Origin of the sequence: Streptomyces gamaensis (genome assembly GCF_042656465.1) — a bacterium.
In the GTDB taxonomy this organism is placed as follows: Bacteria; Actinomycetota; Actinomycetes; order Streptomycetales; family Streptomycetaceae; genus Streptomyces; species Streptomyces gamaensis.
Genome location: NZ_JBHSPB010000002.1, coordinates 325,586 through 341,470, shown reverse-complemented (window position 1 = coordinate 341,470; position 15,885 = coordinate 325,586). Strand labels below are relative to the sequence as shown.

General features: G+C 73.1%; 16 protein-coding genes. 5 read left to right on the top strand and 11 right to left on the bottom strand.

Annotated features, from left to right (window positions below):
* Positions 1-36: 36 nt before the first annotated feature.
* The 9 genes from hpnD to ACFP1Z_RS04100 all read right to left on the bottom strand — a co-directional run bounded on the left by hpnD (position 37) and on the right by ACFP1Z_RS04100 (position 9,394).
* The gene (hpnD, locus tag ACFP1Z_RS04140) at positions 37-984 is read right to left on the bottom strand and encodes a presqualene diphosphate synthase HpnD (protein WP_390314461.1); all 948 of its coding nucleotides are present in this window, start codon (positions 982-984) and stop codon (positions 37-39) included.
* Positions 981-1,883: a squalene synthase HpnC gene (gene hpnC, locus ACFP1Z_RS04135; protein WP_390314460.1), complete on the bottom strand. Its 903-nt coding sequence runs from the start codon at positions 1,881-1,883 to the stop codon at positions 981-983. Before hpnC ends, hpnD begins: the two co-directional genes overlap by 4 nt.
* 464 nt (positions 1,884-2,347) lie before the next feature.
* Entirely contained in the window at positions 2,348-3,136 is a 789-nt protein-coding gene (locus tag ACFP1Z_RS04130) for an ABC transporter ATP-binding protein (protein WP_390314459.1), read from the bottom strand.
* Positions 3,129-4,073 (bottom strand): ABC transporter permease, encoded by a 945-nt coding sequence (locus ACFP1Z_RS04125; protein ID WP_390314458.1) that lies wholly within the window; start codon positions 4,071-4,073, stop codon positions 3,129-3,131. The genes ACFP1Z_RS04130 and ACFP1Z_RS04125 overlap by 8 nt, the downstream gene beginning before the upstream one ends.
* A 76-nt stretch (positions 4,074-4,149) precedes the next feature.
* Positions 4,150-5,058: a glycosyltransferase family 2 protein gene (locus ACFP1Z_RS04120; protein ID WP_390314457.1), complete on the bottom strand. Its 909-nt coding sequence runs from the start codon at positions 5,056-5,058 to the stop codon at positions 4,150-4,152.
* Positions 5,055-5,840 (bottom strand): CDP-alcohol phosphatidyltransferase family protein, encoded by a 786-nt coding sequence (locus tag ACFP1Z_RS04115; RefSeq protein WP_390314456.1) that lies wholly within the window; start codon positions 5,838-5,840, stop codon positions 5,055-5,057. Before ACFP1Z_RS04115 ends, ACFP1Z_RS04120 begins: the two co-directional genes overlap by 4 nt.
* Positions 5,818-6,879: an iron-containing alcohol dehydrogenase family protein gene (locus ACFP1Z_RS04110; RefSeq protein ID WP_390314455.1), complete on the bottom strand. Its 1,062-nt coding sequence runs from the start codon at positions 6,877-6,879 to the stop codon at positions 5,818-5,820. The genes ACFP1Z_RS04115 and ACFP1Z_RS04110 overlap by 23 nt, the downstream gene beginning before the upstream one ends.
* On the bottom strand, positions 6,867-7,619 hold the full coding sequence (locus tag ACFP1Z_RS04105) for a phosphocholine cytidylyltransferase family protein (RefSeq protein ID WP_390314453.1): 753 nt from the start codon (positions 7,617-7,619) through the stop codon (positions 6,867-6,869). Before ACFP1Z_RS04105 ends, ACFP1Z_RS04110 begins: the two co-directional genes overlap by 13 nt.
* A complete protein-coding gene (locus ACFP1Z_RS04100; RefSeq protein ID WP_390314628.1) occupies positions 7,616-9,394 on the bottom strand; it encodes a DUF5941 domain-containing protein in 1,779 nt (592 codons plus the stop codon). The genes ACFP1Z_RS04105 and ACFP1Z_RS04100 overlap by 4 nt, the downstream gene beginning before the upstream one ends.
* A gap of 324 nt (positions 9,395-9,718) precedes the next feature.
* Here ACFP1Z_RS04100 and galE point away from each other — a divergent pair, with 324 nt between their 5' ends.
* The 3 genes from galE (at position 9,719) to idi (ending at position 12,433) form a co-directional block, all read left to right on the top strand.
* Positions 9,719-10,705, top strand: a complete 987-nt coding sequence (galE, locus tag ACFP1Z_RS04095) for a UDP-glucose 4-epimerase GalE (RefSeq protein ID WP_390314452.1) — start codon at positions 9,719-9,721, stop codon at positions 10,703-10,705.
* 133 nt (positions 10,706-10,838) lie between these two features.
* On the top strand, positions 10,839-11,765 hold the full coding sequence (locus ACFP1Z_RS04090; RefSeq protein ID WP_390314451.1) for a cation diffusion facilitator family transporter: 927 nt from the start codon (positions 10,839-10,841) through the stop codon (positions 11,763-11,765).
* Between the two features lie 56 nt (positions 11,766-11,821).
* The gene (gene idi / locus ACFP1Z_RS04085) at positions 11,822-12,433 is read left to right on the top strand and encodes an isopentenyl-diphosphate Delta-isomerase (RefSeq protein WP_390314449.1); all 612 of its coding nucleotides are present in this window, start codon (positions 11,822-11,824) and stop codon (positions 12,431-12,433) included.
* Here the strand turns inward: idi and ACFP1Z_RS04080 are convergent.
* On the bottom strand, positions 12,408-12,926 hold the full coding sequence (locus tag ACFP1Z_RS04080; RefSeq protein WP_390314448.1) for an ATP-binding protein: 519 nt from the start codon (positions 12,924-12,926) through the stop codon (positions 12,408-12,410). The two genes, idi and ACFP1Z_RS04080, sit on opposite strands and share 26 nt — an antisense overlap.
* A gap of 267 nt (positions 12,927-13,193) precedes the next feature.
* Here ACFP1Z_RS04080 and ACFP1Z_RS04075 point away from each other — a divergent pair, with 267 nt between their 5' ends.
* Positions 13,194-13,961 carry an enoyl-CoA hydratase/isomerase family protein gene (locus tag ACFP1Z_RS04075; RefSeq protein WP_390314447.1) on the top strand — a complete coding sequence of 256 codons (768 nt, stop codon included), beginning with the start codon at positions 13,194-13,196 and terminating at the stop codon, positions 13,959-13,961.
* A 68-nt stretch (positions 13,962-14,029) separates the two neighbouring features.
* On the opposite strand, the gene ACFP1Z_RS04070 is transcribed toward ACFP1Z_RS04075, so the two are convergent.
* Positions 14,030-14,686 (bottom strand): DJ-1/PfpI family protein, encoded by a 657-nt coding sequence (locus tag ACFP1Z_RS04070; RefSeq protein ID WP_390314627.1) that lies wholly within the window; start codon positions 14,684-14,686, stop codon positions 14,030-14,032.
* 234 nt (positions 14,687-14,920) lie between these two features.
* Between ACFP1Z_RS04070 and ACFP1Z_RS04065 the strand changes: the two genes are divergently transcribed.
* Positions 14,921-15,787 carry an SCO6745 family protein gene (locus ACFP1Z_RS04065; protein ID WP_390314446.1) on the top strand — a complete coding sequence of 289 codons (867 nt, stop codon included), beginning with the start codon at positions 14,921-14,923 and terminating at the stop codon, positions 15,785-15,787.
* The last annotated feature ends 98 nt before the right edge of the window (positions 15,788-15,885 follow it).

Genomic DNA, 15,885 nt, shown 5'->3' with positions numbered 1-15,885 from the left:
CACCGCGCGCCGCCGCGCCGGGCTGAGTGCGGAGCATCAAGCGCGCCCCCCGGCCGTGCGCCGGGCGACGTCGCGCGCGTCGAGTCCGGACAGGCCGCGCACGGCGACGTAGACCTTCTCGTGGGCGGGCAGCGAGACCCGGCCGCGCAGCACCGCCTCGGGGTCGGCGGCGATACGGTCCAGCAGCCGTCGGTAGATGCCGGACATCGCGGCGACGCAGGCGCCGCTGCGCCGGTCGAGCATGGGCAGCAGCCGCATGCCCTCGGCGAACAGCGCGCGGGCGCGGCGCACTTCGAAGTGGACCAGTCCGGTGAAGTCGGCGCCGGCCGGGGGCCGGGCCGCGCCGAAGCCGGCCGCGCAGCCGAACTTGGCGAGGTCGTCGGAGGGCAGATAGGTGCGGCCCCCCAGGGCGTCCTCGCGGACGTCGCGCAGGATGTTGGTCAGCTGCAGCGCGAGACCGAGCGTGTCGGCATACTCCGCGGCGCGGGCGGCGTCGCGCGCGCCGGGGACGGTGCCGAAGACGCCCAGCGAGAGCCGTCCGATGGCGCCCGCGACGCAGCGGCAGTACCCGGCGAGGTCCTCCCAGGTCTCATAGGTCTCGCCACGCACATCCATCTGAACGCCGTCGATCAGTTCGTCGAGCCCGCCGAGCGGAATCGGGAAGCGGCGCGCGGCGTGGGTGAGGGCGACGGCCACCGGGTCGGTGTCGTCCTCGGCGACCTTGCCCTCCCTGATCCTGCCGAGCAGGGCACGGCTCTCCTCCAGCCTCCGCTGCTTGGCCGCCGGGTCCAGGCTGCCGTCGCCGATGTCGTCGATGCGGCGCGAGAAGGCGTACAGCGCCGACATCGCCCGTCGCTTGGGGGTCGGCAGCAGCCTGATGCCGTAGCTGAAGTTACCGGCCTGCTGTCCGGTGACGGCCTCGCAGTAGCTGTACGCGGCGAGCACCGGCGCGGATACGTCCGATCCGTTCACGGTCCCGCTCACCCCTCTCTTCGCAGTGTCGCCCCCACCTCGCGCAGCAATCTGAGCTTGGTGGGCTTGGGCGGTCCGGGCAGTACGTCGTATCCCGCGGCGGCCACCGCGCGGAGCGCGGCCCTCCCCCCGCCCACGAACCCCGCGAGCAACAGCTTCAACCTGCCGTGGACGCTACCCACCAGGGGGGTGCCTTCATTCAGCAGTTCCCCGGCGCGTTCCGCCTCCCACGCGACCAGGGCACGCAACGACGCGCTACTGGTGGGGCGGGAGAGGTCGGCTTCGGAGACGTGGAACCGTCTCATGTCCTCGGCCGGGAGGTACACGCGGTCGCGTGCCAGGTCCTCGGCGACGTCCTGCAGGTGTTCGACGATCTGCAGCGCCGTGCAGACCGCGTCCGAGCGACGGACGCGCTCGGGGCTGGCGGTGCCGGTGACGCCCAGTACGAGGCGGCCGACGGGATTGGCGGACAGCTCGCAGTAGGCGAGCAGGTCCGCGTAGGTGCTGTAGCGGCGCACGCGCTGGTCCTGCCGGTTGGCCTCGACGAGCCGCAGGAACGGCTCGGGATCCAGGCCGCACCGGCGGACGGTGGGGCGCAGGCGCAGCAGCAGCGGGTGGCGCGGGCCGGTGCCCGCGCTGTCGAAGACGCGCAGCAGATCGGCTTCGAAGGCGTCGAGCATGGCGAGCCGGTCGCCGCTCTGCCCGCGGTCGAGGCCGAGCAGCTCGGCGTCGCGGCCGGGGGCGGCCAGGTCGCCGTCGCCGATGTCGTCGACGAGACGGGCGAAGCCGTAGAGGGCCATGAGGTCGTCGCGCCAGGCACGGGGCACGAAGGCGGGTGCCACCGGGAAGTTCTCGTGTGCGGCCTTGTCGAGCACGGCGCGTTCGTGCTGCGCGTCCGTCCCCGCCGTCACAGCGGGCTGCCCGGACCGGGGACGGCGGATTCTCCTCGTTGTCGGAGAGTTTCCGTAGCCATTGCCGTCACATCTCCCGTTCTACACTGCCGACCCAGAACATCCCATTTCGGACACGCCGCAGGGCAGACCCCCTCCCGCGCCCCCTTGAGCACCTGCTGTTCCTCCCCCCGGAGCGCCCACGATCCTGGAGATACACAGGGATCCACCAGGTATCACCACGCTTCGCCGCAAATCAGCACGGTACAGCGTACGCCGTACAGTTGCCCGACGCGCCCCCGGGTAGGTGCTTGATCCATACAATGCCACGCGAACCGCGAATCAACCCTGCCAATAAGCGAGTTGATCGTTACGGATAGGTCAAGGCCCCCACCGGTCGGTCACAGCGGGGGCCCTGCTTGGTGATCTTGTGGTGTTGTGTCGGCTTGTTTGCGGGCGTAACGGACGGGCGCGGACGGCTCCGGCTAGCGGGCCGTTTCCTTCTCGTAGGCCCGCACGACCTCCTCGGTCGGGCCGTCCATGAGCAGCCGGCCGTGTTCGAGCCACAGCACACGGTCACAGGTGTCGCGGATCGAGCGGTTGTTGTGGCTGACGAGGAAGACCGTGCCGGCCTTCTTGCGCAGCTCGCGGATGCGCTCCTCGGAGCGCTTCTGGAAGGAGCGGTCGCCGGTGGCCAGCGCCTCGTCGATCATGAGCACGTCGTGGTCCTTGGCCGCGGCGATGGAGAACCGCAGCCGGGCCGCCATGCCGGAGGAGTACGTGCGCATGGGCAGCGTGATGAAGTCGCCCTTCTCGTTGATGCCGGAGAAGTCGACGATCTCCCGGTAGCGCTCGCGGATCTGCTCGCGGGACATGCCCATCGCCAGGCCGCCGAGCATCACGTTCTTCTCGCCGGTCAGGTCGTTCATCATCGCCGCGTTGACGCCCAGCAGCGAGGGCTGGCCGTCAGTGTAGACCTTGCCGCGCTCGGCGGGCAGCAGCCCCGCGATCGCCTTGAGCAGGGTCGACTTGCCGGAGCCGTTGGAGCCGATCAGACCGATGGCCTCGCCGCGGTAGGCGGTGAAGCTCACCCCCTTCACGGCGTGCACCTCGCGCACCCCCGCGCCGGGTTTGCGGCGCACCAGCCGGTTGAGGGCGGCGGTCGCGCTGCCCCGGCCGGTGTTGCCGCCGTAGACGCGGTAGACGATGTGCACGTCGTCCGCGATGACGGTGGGGATCCGGGTGCTGTCCTGCTCGGTGTTGTGCTCAGCCACGGCCGTACTGCTCCTCAGCCTTCCAGAAGAACACGAAGCCTCCGATGCCGATCAGCAGCGCCCAGCCGAGCCCCAGCGCCCAGACGTGCTCCGGCAGGACGATGTGCTTGTGCGCGGCCTTGCCGCTGATGAGGGAGTCGCGCATGAGGTTGATGAAGACGGCGGCCGGGTTCGCGCTCAGCACGTCGATGAGCCACTTCGGGGCGTGCGTCTTCTCCAGCGCCTCGACCAGGTTGTACATCACGCCGGACGCGTACATCCACGTCCGCAGGACGAACGGCAGCAGCTGGGCGAGGTCCGGGGTCTTGCTGCCGAGGCGGGCCAGGATCATCGCCAGGCCGGTGTTGAAGACGAACTGCAGCACCAGCACGGGGACGATCAGCAGCCAGGACGCCCGCGGCATGTGCCCGAAGCCGAGCAGGAACGCGAAGAGGACGACCATCGAGAACAGCAGCTGCTGGAGCTGCTGCAGTGCGAAGGAGATCGGCAGCGCCGCCCGCGGGAAGTGCAGGGCCCGCACCAGCCCCAGATTGCCGGAGATGGCGCGCACCCCCGACGTCGCGGAGCTCTGGGTGAAGGTGAAGACGAACACTCCCGTCACCAGGAACGGGATGTACGTCGTGATCCCCATCCCCTTGCTCTGCCCCATGAGGACACCGAAGATCAGGAAGTACACGGTGGCGTTCAGCAGCGGGGTGGCCACCTGCCACACCTGGCCCAGCTTGGCCTGGCTGTACTGGGCCGTCATCTTCGCCCGGGAGAACGCGACGATGAAATGCCGCCGCGCCCACAGCTGCCGGGCGTACTCCGGCAGCGAGGGCCGGGCGCCACTCACCGCGAGGCCGTACTTCCGGGCCAGCTCGGCGGCGGGCAACTCGCCGTCGGATGCCGGTGAGGCACCCACGGCGACCGCACTGCCGTGCGTTGTCTCGCTCACAGTTGACACTTTCGTCCTCGGGATGCGCGGCCCGGGCTCGCCCCGGTCCGCGCGCGTGCTCGTCGGTACGAGCTTGTCAGATCACCGGGGGCCGGCCCAGCCGGGTCAGGCGCCACACGGTACGCCACTTCATCGGGCGCCGCGGTCCGCACGGCGTCCGCCAGCCCTCGCGGAAGCCGCCGAACCAGGCCCGCAGCGCGGGCAGCGAGGGCCGGCGGGCCAGCGTGAGCAGCAGCCAGACCCCCGTGTAGACGGGCACCAGGGGTGCCGGGAGGTTGCGGCGCGCGAGCCAGACCCGGTTGCGGGCCACCATGCGGTGGTAGACCGCGTGCCGGCTCGGCGGCGTGGTCGGGTGGCACAGGACCATGTCCGCGCGGTAGTCGATCATCCAGCCCGCGTCCAGGGCCCGCCAGGCGAGATCGGTCTCCTCGTGCGCGTAGAAGAAGTCGTCGGGCAGCCCGCCGACCTCCTGGAAGACCGTGGTGCGCACCGCGTTGGCGCCGCCGAGGAAGGTGGTCACACGCGAGGAGCGCAGCGGGTCCGAGGCGCGCAGCCGGGGGACGTGGCGGCGCTGGGTGGCACCGGTGTCCGGGTCGGCGATACGGAAGCCGACGATGCCCAGGCGCGGGTCGGCGGCGAAGGCCGCCCGGCACAGCTCGGCGGTGTCCTGGCGCGCCAGCACTCCGTCGTCGTCGAGGAAGAGCAGGACGTCCACGTCGCGGCCGCCCGGGCCGAACGCCTCGACGCCGACGTTGCGGCCGGCCGGGATGCCCACGTTCTCCGAGAGCTCCACGGTACGGATCGTCAGGCCCGGGACGGACAGCGGGGGCAGCGGGGAGCCGTTGCCGACGACGACGACCTCGATGGCCTCGCCGTCCTGCTTGGCGACCGACTCCAGCAGGGCGCGCAGTTCCGTGGGGCGGTTGCCCATCGTCAGCACGACGGCGCCGAGCTTCATGGCGGAGGCGGGGGCGGGGGCGGTCATTTGAGCCTGCTCGACGCGAGGATGGACACGAGGTGGAGCACGGTCTGCAGCAGCGCCACGGCCGCGAGCAGCACCACGGCGGCGCGGGTGAACAGCAGGTCGCCGTGGACCCGGTCGGCGATCCCGGCGGCCAGGATCACCAGGGAGGCTTCGACGCCGCCGACGAGCCGGTGGAACTTCAGGGCGGCCGCGGCCCGGCGGGCCAGGGCCATGCCCGCGGAGCGGGGGGTGGCCGCGGAGTCCTCGGCGGCCGCGAGCCCGCTGCGCGCGCGGGCCACGTCGACCAGGTCCGTCTCCGCCTTGATCAGGATCGCGCCGAGCGCGGCGAGGGTGCCCAGGAAGGCCCAGCCCCACTCGGTGGCCGCCCCGTCCCGGTGGAAGACATCTGCCGCACGGATTCCGAATCCCACCAAAAGGGCTGCCTCGGAGAGGTAGTGGCCCACCCGGTCGAGGTAGACGCCGGTCGTGGAGGTGACCTTGCGCCAGCGCGCGAGCTCGCCGTCCACGCAGTCCAGCAGCAGATACAGCTGGATGAGCAGCGCCCCGAGCACCGCGCCGGCCAGGCCCGGCAGGAGCAGTGCCGCGCCCGCCGCGACACCGGCCAGGATCATCAGCCCGGTGTACTGGTTGGGGGTGAGGGGGGAGTTCAGCAGCAGCCGGGTGCAGCGCAGCGAGATCTCCCGCATGTACAGGCGCCCGGCCCAGTGCTCGCCGCTGCGCCGGTCCTTCAGGCCGCCGGGGTGGACGACCGGGCGCAGTTCAGCTAGTGACGGTTTTGGCATAGTCGGCGTAAGCGTCCCTGATCTGGTCGGTGGAGAGGTCGAGGTGCTCCAGGATCGTGTAGCGCCCGGGGCGGGTCTGCGGGGCGTACTCGACCGCCTTGACGAACTCCTCGACGCCGAAGCCGATGTCCTGCGGCAGCACCGGCAGGCCGTGCCGGCGCAGCACCTCGACCATGTGCGCGGACTCCTTGTGCGCGCCGCGCAGGTGCATCGCGAAGGCGGCGCCGAGCCCGCACTGCTCGCCGTGGCTGGCGGCCCGCTTGGGGTAGAGCAGGTCGAAGGCATGGTTGATCTCGTGGCAGGCGCCGGAGGCGGGGCGGCTGTCGCCGGCCACCGACATGGAGATGCCGGTGAGCACCAGGCCCTCGGCCAGGACCTGGAGGAAGCCGTCGTCGCCGACGCCGCCGGGGTGGCGCAGCACGGCCTCGCCGGCCTGCCGGGCCATGGCGGCGGCGAGCCCGTCGATGGCCTCGCCCGTCTCGCGGTTGGCCAGCTCCCAGTCGGCCACGGAGGAGATGTTGGAGATCGCGTCGCCGATGCCGGAGCGCACGAAGCGCGCGGGCGCCTCGCGGATGATCTCCAGGTCGATGACGACGGCGATGGGGTTGGGCACGCCGTAGGAGCCGCGGCCCGCGTCGTTGTCGAGGGTGGCGACGGGCGAGCACAGGCCGTCGTGGGAGAGGTTGGTGGCGACGGCCACGAGCGGCAGGCCGATGCGCGCGGCGGCGTACTTGGCGCAGTCGATGATCTTGCCGCCGCCGAGGCCGACCACCGCGTCGTAGTGACCGGACTTCATCGCGTCGCCGAGCTTGATCGCGTCGTCCAGGGTGCCGCCGCCGACCTCGTACCACGAGGCGCCGGGCAGCGCCGGGGCGAGCCGCTCGCGCAGCTTCGCCCCGGAGCCGCCGCTGATGGCGACGGCCAGCTTCCCGGAGCTGGAGATCCGCTGGTCGGCCAGGAGGCCGGCCAGGTTCTCCAGGGCTCCGGGACGGATGTCGACCACGACCGGCGAGGGGATGAGCCTCGTCAGTACTGGCACGCGATCCCCCGGCCCTTGGCGAGGTCGTCGTGGTTGTCGATCTCGACCCACTGGACATCGCCGATGGGCGCGACGTCGACGGTGAAGCCGCGGTTCACGAGCTCCTGGTAGCCGTCCTCGTAGTACAGGTCGGGGTCGCGCTCGAAGGTGGCCTTGAGGGCGTCGGCGAGGGCCTCGGCGGCCTCGGCCTCGATGAGGGTGACGCCGATGTACTCGCCGGTGGCGGTGGCCGGGTCCATCAGCTTGGTGATCTTCTGGACGCCCTTGCCGTCCTCGACGACGACCTTCATCTCCTCGTCGGCGAGCTGCTTGACGGTGTCCAGGGCGAGGATGATCTGCCGGCCGTTGCCGCGGGCGTCGAGCAGGGTCTTCTCGACGGAGACCGGGTGGACGGTGTCGCCGTTGGCGAGGATCACGCCCTGCTTGAGGACCTCACGCGCGCACCACAGGGAGTAGGCGTTGTTCCACTCCTCGGCCTTGTCGTTGTCGATCAGGGTGATCTTCAGGCCGTACTTGCGCTCCAGGGCCTCCTTGCGCTCGTACACGGCCTCCTTGCGGTAGCCGACGACGACGGCGACCTCGGTGAGACCGACCTTGGCGAAGTTGCCCAGGGTCAGGTCGAGGACCGTGATCGACTCCTCGTCCCCTTCGGGGCCCACGGGCACGAGCGCCTTGGGCAGGGTGTCGGTGTAGGGGCGCAGACGCCGTCCGGCGCCGGCGGCCAGCACGAGGCCGATCATGCGGGTTCTCCTGTTTCGTCGTGTACGGCGGGCGCCCCGGAGGACACCCAGAAGCGGATGCTCTCGCTGAGCACCACGAGTGCGAGGGCGGCCGCGAGGACCGTCAGCGCGATGGTGAACGCCTGTCCGTGCCACAGGGCGGCGGCGGTCGTGACCGCCAGGACCCGTCCCTCGTGACCGCCGGTCGCCCGCACCAGCCAGGGCGGCGGGGCGCCGGTGCCGCCGCGGATGCGGTAGACCGTGTCGTAGTGATGGTAGGCGACCGCGGCCACCAGGCCGAATGCCGCGGGCAGCGCCCCGGGGGCCCCGGACCGCGCCGCGAGCAGCAGCACGATGCCGTATTCGGCGGCCCTCAGCACAGGGGGTACGAGCCAGTCGAGGGGGCCCTTGAGGGGGTGCGCGACGGCCACGCCGGCGAACACGGCGTACACCACGGCCTGCGGTACGGCCCGCCAGGTGCCGCCGTTGCCCGCGAGCAGCGGGCCGGCCAGCAGGGAGGCGGTGGCCAGCAGGGCCCAGAAGGGGGCGCTGTAGGTGGCGCTGGGCACGGCCCGGCCGAGGAGGCCCGCAGCGCTTCGCGCGAGGGGGCCGGAGTCCGCGAGGTCGGCGAGCGCGCGGGCGGCGCGGTCGGTGCGGCGGGCCTTCCTGGTCAGGGAGCGCAGGACGCGTCCGGCGGTGGTGTAGCAGGCCGCGAGGGCGCAGCCGATCAGCAGCACGACGAAGACGGTGCGCGGGGTGGTGAGCGCCGTGAGCACCGCGATGAGCGCCCAGCGCTCGCCGATGGGCAGCACGATCATGCGGCGGGCCCAGACGGTCCAGCCGACGGCGTCGAGCCGCCCGGAGAGCGCGGCGGTGGGGCTGGTGTTGGCGGCGGCGTCGTGGTTGGCCTCGGTGAAGGCGAAGTCGACGACGTGCCGGCAGGTCTGCAGCACCATCGCGCCGAGCGCGAGGGCCCAGACGTCGTCCCCGGCGCGGGCGGCGCCCAGGGCGAGGCCCGCGTAGTACGCGTACTCCTTGGCGCGGTCGAAGGTGGCGTCGAGCCAGGCGCCCAGCGTCGAGTACCGCAGGGAGTAGCGGGCGAGCTGGCCGTCGGTGCAGTCGAGGACGAACGAGAAGAGCAGCAGCAGGCCGGCGGCGACGAAGCCGCCCCGGCTGCCGGTGGCCGCGCAGCCCGCGGCGATCAGTGCGGTGAGCAGCGAGGCGGTGGTGACCTGGTTGGGGGTCAGGCCGCGGCGGGCGCACCAGCGCGCGAGGTAGCGGGAGTAGGGGCTGACGCAGAAGGTGGTGAAGAAGCCGTCGCGGGACTTCACGGCGCTGCGCAGCCGGACGCTCTCCTCGTCGACGGCGGCGACGTCGGCGGCGGCCTTGGCGCGGGCCTCCGCGTCCTCGGGGGCGGCGGCGACGAGGACGCCGAGTTCGGGCCGGTGCACGGTGACGCCCTCGGCCTCCAGGCGCACCGCGAGGGCGCCGGGCCCGGCGGGGGCGGTGGCCAGGGCCCGGGCCAGGGCGGGGCGGGCCTCGGGGGCGGCGGTCAGGGCGCCGTCGACGGCGGCGGCGGGGAAGCGGGGGTCGGTCAGCGCCAGCCGGAGCGCGTGGCGGTGGCCGACGAAGCGGGCGTCGACGAGGGCGACGCGCTCGGCCGCCGGGACGGCTGCCAGCGCCGCCGCGGCCCCGGCCGCGCCGTCCGCCGTGCGCACGGCGAAGCCCAGCGCCCGCAGGTCGTCCTCCAGGGGGGAGCCGGCGGGCGGCGGGCCGGTGAGGATGGCGGTCGACAGACGAACTCACTCCTTGCAGGACGGATGCGCGGCCGCTGCTGCCGTGCGGGCGGCTGGGGCACCCGGCGGTCGCCGGGCACCGGCGCGCGGGGCCGGGGCGCCTCCCGCCAGGAGGCCGGGGGCGGGCACGTCGGCAGAGGTTATCGGATCACCGGAAGCCGTCGTTCACCGCACGTGCGCCCCGGGTTCCCACCACTGACAGGACGCGCGGGGGGCGCGCGGGGTTCCGCGCGACGCCCGTGAGAGAGCGCACCTTCACAGCTCGGGCACAGCTCGGGCAGCGGGCGGCCGGGACGTCGGCGGGCTGGACTAGGGTGCCGTGTCATGACGTGGTTGATCACAGGCGGGGCCGGATACATCGGGGCGCACGTGGCGCGGGCGATGACGGCGGCCGGCGAGCGGGTGGCCGTGCTGGACGATCTGTCCAGCGGGGTGGCCGCGCGGCTGCCCGGGGACGTTCCCCTGGTGCGGGGCTCGGTCCTCGACCGGGCCGCCCTGGACCGCGCGCTCACGGAGCACGGCGTCACCGGGGTGGTGCACCTGGCGGCGAGGAAGCAGGTGGGCGAGTCGGTGGAGAAGCCGCTGCTGTACTACCGGGAGAACGTGCACGGGCTGACGGTGCTGCTGGAGGCGGTCGTCGCGGCGGGGGTGCGCAGTTTCGTCTTCTCCTCCTCCGCGGCCGTCTACGGCATGCCCGACGTCGATCTCGTCACGGAGAAGACGCCGTGCGCGCCGATCAACCCGTACGGGGAGACGAAGCTGGCCGGCGAGTGGCTGGTGCGGGCCACGGGCGCGGCGCACGGCATCTCCACGGCCTGTCTGCGCTACTTCAACGTCGCGGGGGCGGCGGCTCCGGAGCTCGCCGACACCGGTGTCTTCAACATCATCCCGATGATGTTCGACGCGCTGACCCGGGGCGAGGCCCCGCGGATCTTCGGCGACGACTACGCGACCCCGGACGGCACCTGTGTGCGGGACTACATCCACATCGAGGACCTGGCCACCGCGCACCTGGCGGCGGCGCAGCGGCTCGCGCAGCGGCCGGGCGCGGGCGATCTGACGCTGAACGTGGGCACCGGCAGCGGGGTGTCGGTGCGGGAGATGGCCGATCTGATCGCGGAGGTCACGGGGTACGACGAGCCGGCGCCCGTCGTCGGGCCGCGCCGTCCGGGGGATCCGGCGCGGGTCGTGGCCTCCAACGAGCGGATCGCGCGGGAGCTGGGCTGGCGCCCGCGGCACGATGTGCGCTCCATGGTCGCCTCGGCCTGGGAGGGCTGGTGCCTGCACCACCCGGCGGCCCGCAAGGGCTGAATCGGGGGCCGTGTCGCCGCAGCTCACCGGGCGGCAGCGGTGTCCGTGACGGCGTTGCCGGACGTCCCGGGCCCATAGTGGACGTGAGCGCGGCGGGTCTCCCGCCGGCGGTCGGCACCGCAGTGGAGGCGGCATGGGCGCAGGGCACGGGCACGCGCACGGCGCGGGCGGCACGGCCGCGGCCGCCCACCGCGGGCGGCTGCGGATCACGCTGGGCATCACGCTGGCGGTGCTGCTCGCGGAGGTCGCCGGCAGTGTGCTGACGGGTTCGCTGGCGCTGCTGGCGGACGCGGGGCACATGGCGACGGACGCGGTCGGCGTGGGCATGGCGCTGGTGGCGATCCACTTCGCGAACCGTCCGGCCGGTGGCCGCCGTACGTACGGCTACGCGCGGGCGGAGATCCTCGCGGCGCTGGCCAACTGTGTGCTGCTGCTCGGTGTGGGCGGGTTCATCCTCTACGAGGCGATCGGGCGGCTGGTCTCCCCGGTGGCGGTGCCGGGCGCGGCGACGGTGGTCTTCGGTCTGGTCGGCCTGGTCGCCAATCTGGTGTCGCTGACGCTGCTGACGCGCGGCCAGAAGGAGAGCCTGAACGTGCGGGGGGCGTTCCTGGAGGTGCTCTCGGACGCGCTGGGTTCGCTGGCGGTGGTCGTCTCCGCCCTGGTGATCATGATCACGGGGTGGTCCCGGGCGGATCCGGTGGCCTCCCTGCTGATCGGCCTCATGATCGTGCCGCGTACGCTTCGACTGCTGCGCGAGGCGCTGGACGTGCTGCTGGAGGCGGCGCCCCGGGACGTCGACATGGACGAGATCCGCTCGCACATCCTGGCCCTGCCGGGAGTGACGGACCTGCACGATCTCCATGTGTGGACGATCACATCCGGGATGCCCGTGCTCTCGGCGCACGTCGTCGTCGATCACGCGGCGCTGGACGCGGCCGGCCACGAGAAGATGCTGCACGACCTGCAGGGTTGCCTGGGGGAACACTTCGACGTGGAGCACTGCACGTTCCAGCTGGAGCCCGGGGGGCACGCGGCGCACGAAGCCGGGCTCTGTCATTGACGCAAGGGGCCCTTGCGGCAGACTTGAGGGCTCGAAGAGCGACTACGAGGATGGTCATGCCGATCACACCAGCACGCGGCCTCTCCACCGACAACCACACGGGCTCGCCCTCCGGGGACGCTGCCGAACCGATCATGCTGGAGCTGGTCGACGAGGCCGGCAGAACCATCGGCACCGCCGAGAAACTCTCGGCCCACATCGCCCCGGGCCAGCTGCACCGCGCGTTCTCGGTGTTCCTCTTCGACGAGCGGGGCCGGCTGCTGCTGCAGCGGCGCGCGCTCGGCAAGTACCACTCCCCCGGTGTGTGGTCCAACACCTGCTGCGGTCACCCGTACCCGGGCGAGCAGCCCTTCGTCGCGGCCGCGCGCCGCACCGCCGAGGAGCTCGGGGTGGGCCCGGCGCTGCTGCGGGAGGCGGGCACGGTGCGCTACAACCACCCCGATCCGGACTCGGGGCTGGTGGAGCAGGAGTACAACCACCTGTTCGTCGGGACGGTCACGGCCGGGCTGCGCCCGGACCCGCAGGAGGTCGGGGAGACGGCCTTCGTGACCCCGCGGGAGCTCGCGGAGCTGCGGGAGAAGCTGCCGTTCTCGGCCTGGTTCATGACGGTGCTGGACGCGGTGCGGCCGGCGGTCCGGGAGCTCACCGGGGCCGGGGCGGGCTGGTAGCGGGCCCGTCCGGTCCCGGCGGCGGGGCGAGCGGCAGGGCCACCCACACCACCTTGCCGCCGCTCGCGGTGTGCTCGACGTCGCACAGGCCGCCGGCCTGGTCGGCGATGGTCTGGACGAGCAGCAGCCCGCGGCCGCCGATGCGGTCCTCGTCCGCGTGCAGGGGTTTGGGCCGGTAGGGGTGGTCGTCCTCGACGGCCACCCGCACCCACTGCGCGCCGAGGGAGATCTCCACGGCCACCTCCGGGGAGAGCAGGGCCGCGTGCTGGACGGCGTTGGTGACCAGTTCGGAGACGATCAGCAGCAGTCCCTGGAGCAGGTCGGCGTCGAGTGGCACGCGCTGGTGGCGCAGCAGGTCGCGGACCGCGTGCCGGGCGCGGGGGACGGAGGAGGCGAGCGCGGGAGCGGTGAACCGCCAGGCGCCGTCGAACTCGACCGGCCTGCGGGGCGGGGCCTGCCCCGGGTCGGGCGGGACGCTCCCGAGGATTTCCATGTCCGATACCAACCCCTCACCCTGGTCGACCGCACCACCGAGTGTTGGGAACGCGGGATCCGAGCCGGTCAGCTGACCACAAGTCGCCCCCTATCGACGGTTTTTGACCGTACGTGTCCGCACCGGCCGTCCGTACGACCGGTGCTGGCCGTACCGGTCCGCGTTCGCTGAACGATCCGGAGTACTCCGCTCCGCGGCGGGCTTCACCGCGGGCTGCACGGCAGGGGCCGAACGGGCCGGTCACGCGGCCCGGTTAGCATCCGGACCATGAACCCCGCTCTCCTTGTGGATGTCGCCGGCGCCACCGCGACCGTGCGCATCGCCAACCCCGCCAAGCGCAATGCCATGACCCTCGGCATGTGGCGCGAGCTGCCCCCGCTGCTGGACCGGCTCGCCGCCGATCCGGCCGTACGCGTCCTGGTACTGACCGGCGAGGGGGACACGTTCTGCGCGGGCGCGGACATCTCCGCGCTGACCGGCGACAACGCGGCGCCCTCCCAGGAGCTCGCGGTCGCCGCCGAGGAGGCCCTGGCGGCCTTCCCCAAGCCGGCGCTCGCCGTGGTGCGCGGGCACTGTGTGGGCGGCGGCTGTCAGCTCGCGGCCGCCTGCGATCTGCGGTTCGCGGCCGAGGGCGCGTCCTTCGGCGTCACCCCGGCCCGCCTCGGCATCGTCTACGCGGCCTCCTCCACCCGGCGCCTGGTGGATCTCGTCGGCCCGGCGACGGCCAAGTACCTGCTGTTCTCCGCCGAGTTGATCGACGCCGGACGGGCGCTGCGCACCGGCCTGGTGGACGAGGTGTGGCCGGAGGGCGAACTGGACGCGCGGGTGGCGGAGTTCACCCGGATCCTGGCGGGGCGCTCACAGCTGACCCAGGCGGCGGCGAAGGAGTTCGCGGACGGGCGGACGGACGCGGAACGGATCGCCCACTGGACGGCGCAGGCCCGCGCGAGCACGGACACCGCGGAGGGGGTCGCCGCGTTCCTGGAGCGGCGGCAGCCGCGGTTCCGCTGGCCGGCGGGCCCCGTACGGGCCTGAGGGGCACCGGCGCCACGGGGCGCGCTCCCCGCGGCGGGCGCGGCGCACGACGGTGGAACGTCCCGTCATCACACCGGCGGCAGGGGCGGCTTGGCCGCCCGCCAGCGCGCGACGAGTCCGGCGGGGGCCTTCTCCGGGGAGCCCGCGTCGTAGGGCGGGTGCGGGTCGTACTCGGCGACCAGCTGGATCTCCTGCGCGGTGCGGTCGCCGGCGAGCAGGCCCGCGAGAGTGAGCCCCATGTCGATACCGGCGGAGACCCCGGCGGCCGTCATGTACTTGCCGTCGGTGACGACGCGTTCGCGCGTGGGCACGGCGCCGTAGCGGGACAGGTCCTCGCGGTACAGCCAGTGCGAGGTGGCGCGCCGGCCGGCCAGCAGTCCGGCGGCGCCGAGGATCAGCGAGCCGGTGCACACCGACGTCGTCCACGTGCTGTGCCGGTCGGCCTCGCGCAGCCACTCCAGGACGGGGCCGGGCCGCAGTTGCCCGGACACGTCGCGCCCGCCCGGCACGAGGACGACCGCGGGCCGGGACACCTCGTCCAGACCCGCCCGTGCCACGAGCGCGAACCCGCGGTTGTCGTTGGCGACGGGGCCGGGGCGCTCGGCGACGAGCACGGTCTCGGTGCCGGGGATCCTGCTGAGCATCTCGTAGGGGCCCACGGCGTCCAGGGCGGTGAAACCGGGGTAGAGCAGGATCGCTATGCGCTGGGTCGGCGCCTTCGGTATGTCCGGCGCATCCGGCGCCTTCGATGCATCCGGCGCATCCGGCGCATCCGGCACGTTCGACTCATTCGGCACAGACGCATTCGGCACAAGAGACCTTTCGGGCAAGGCGGTTCGCCGGACGCGGGCACACGCGCGCGCCCCGCCGGCGGCCCCGCGGGGCGCGGGAGCGTCGCAGCACCATGGTCACCGCACCCGCGGCGGGCCGCAACGGCAGCCGGTCAGTACCGTGTGGGCATGACGACCACTCTGCCCGAGCGCGCCGGCCGGCGCTGCCACGACGTCCTCAACCCGTACCACGCGACCGTGTACTTCGCTCCCGAGGTGGGGCAGGAGTTCGCGGCCCTCGGCATCGAGGGGACCAACGCCGTCTATCTCGCGGGGCGCGCCGCCGCGCTCGGCCGGGCCTCCGCGGGCACCGTCACCGCGACGTTCTTCAGCTTCAGCCACGAGCTGGTCTCCCGGCACATACCGCGCGTGTGGGACCTCGCCTCGCCGCAGGAGATCCTCGACGCCCGGCTGCGCGCCGCCGACGCCCTCCTGCGCCGGCTGCTCGGCGAGGAGGTGCTCGCCTCCCCCGGGATGGCCGAGGCCGCCGGGCTCGCGCTGCGCGCCACCGAGGCGTGTACCCGCCCGGCGCGCCCGCTGTACGCGGCCCACGCCGACCTGCCCGTGCCCCAGGAGCCGCACCTGGCCCTGTGGCACGCCGCGACGCTGCTGCGCGAACACCGCGGCGACGGCCACCTGGCGACCCTCCTGCGCGCCGGACTCGACCCCGTGGAGGCCCTGCTCACCCACCGCGCCACCGGGGCGGGCATGAGCACCAAGTGGCTGCTGCTGACGCGCGGCTGGGACGAGGAGGAACTGGCCGCCGGCGAGGCGCGGCTGCGCGGGCGCGGACTCCTCGACGGCAAGAACGAGTTGACGCCCGCCGGCACCGCGCTGCGCGCGGAGCTGGAGGAGGAGACGGACCGGCTGGACGCCGCGCCCTACGAGCACCTGGGCGCGGCGGGCGTCGAACGCCTCACCGAGCTCATGAAGGGCTTCGTCGTCAAGGCGCTGGCGGGCGGCGCGTTCCCCGAGGACCTGCGCGGCAACGGCTGAACCGCGCCGGCCACGGGCGGTGGTACGGGCCGGTGCGCGCCCGGTCCGTACCACCCCGCCCGGGCTGTCGGTGTCACCTGCCACAATGCAGTTCGCGA

Excerpts from the sequence above, each read along its gene's own strand:
- ACFP1Z_RS04120 (WP_390314457.1), bottom strand. The coding sequence starts at position 5,058 with ATGACCGCCCCCGCCCCCGCCTCCGCCATGAAGCTCGGCGCCGTCGTG.
- ACFP1Z_RS04115 (WP_390314456.1), bottom strand. The coding sequence starts at position 5,840 with ATGCCAAAACCGTCACTAGCTGAACTGCGCCCGGTCGTCCACCCCGGC.
- ACFP1Z_RS04105 (WP_390314453.1), bottom strand. The coding sequence starts at position 7,619 with ATGATCGGCCTCGTGCTGGCCGCCGGCGCCGGACGGCGTCTGCGCCCC.
- galE (WP_390314452.1), top strand. The coding sequence starts at position 9,719 with ATGACGTGGTTGATCACAGGCGGGGCCGGATACATCGGGGCGCACGTG.
- ACFP1Z_RS04090 (WP_390314451.1), top strand. The coding sequence starts at position 10,839 with ATGGGCGCAGGGCACGGGCACGCGCACGGCGCGGGCGGCACGGCCGCG.
- idi (WP_390314449.1), top strand. The coding sequence starts at position 11,822 with ATGCCGATCACACCAGCACGCGGCCTCTCCACCGACAACCACACGGGC.
- ACFP1Z_RS04080 (WP_390314448.1), bottom strand. The coding sequence starts at position 12,926 with ATGGAAATCCTCGGGAGCGTCCCGCCCGACCCGGGGCAGGCCCCGCCC.
- ACFP1Z_RS04075 (WP_390314447.1), top strand. The coding sequence starts at position 13,194 with ATGAACCCCGCTCTCCTTGTGGATGTCGCCGGCGCCACCGCGACCGTG.
- ACFP1Z_RS04065 (WP_390314446.1), top strand. The coding sequence starts at position 14,921 with ATGACGACCACTCTGCCCGAGCGCGCCGGCCGGCGCTGCCACGACGTC.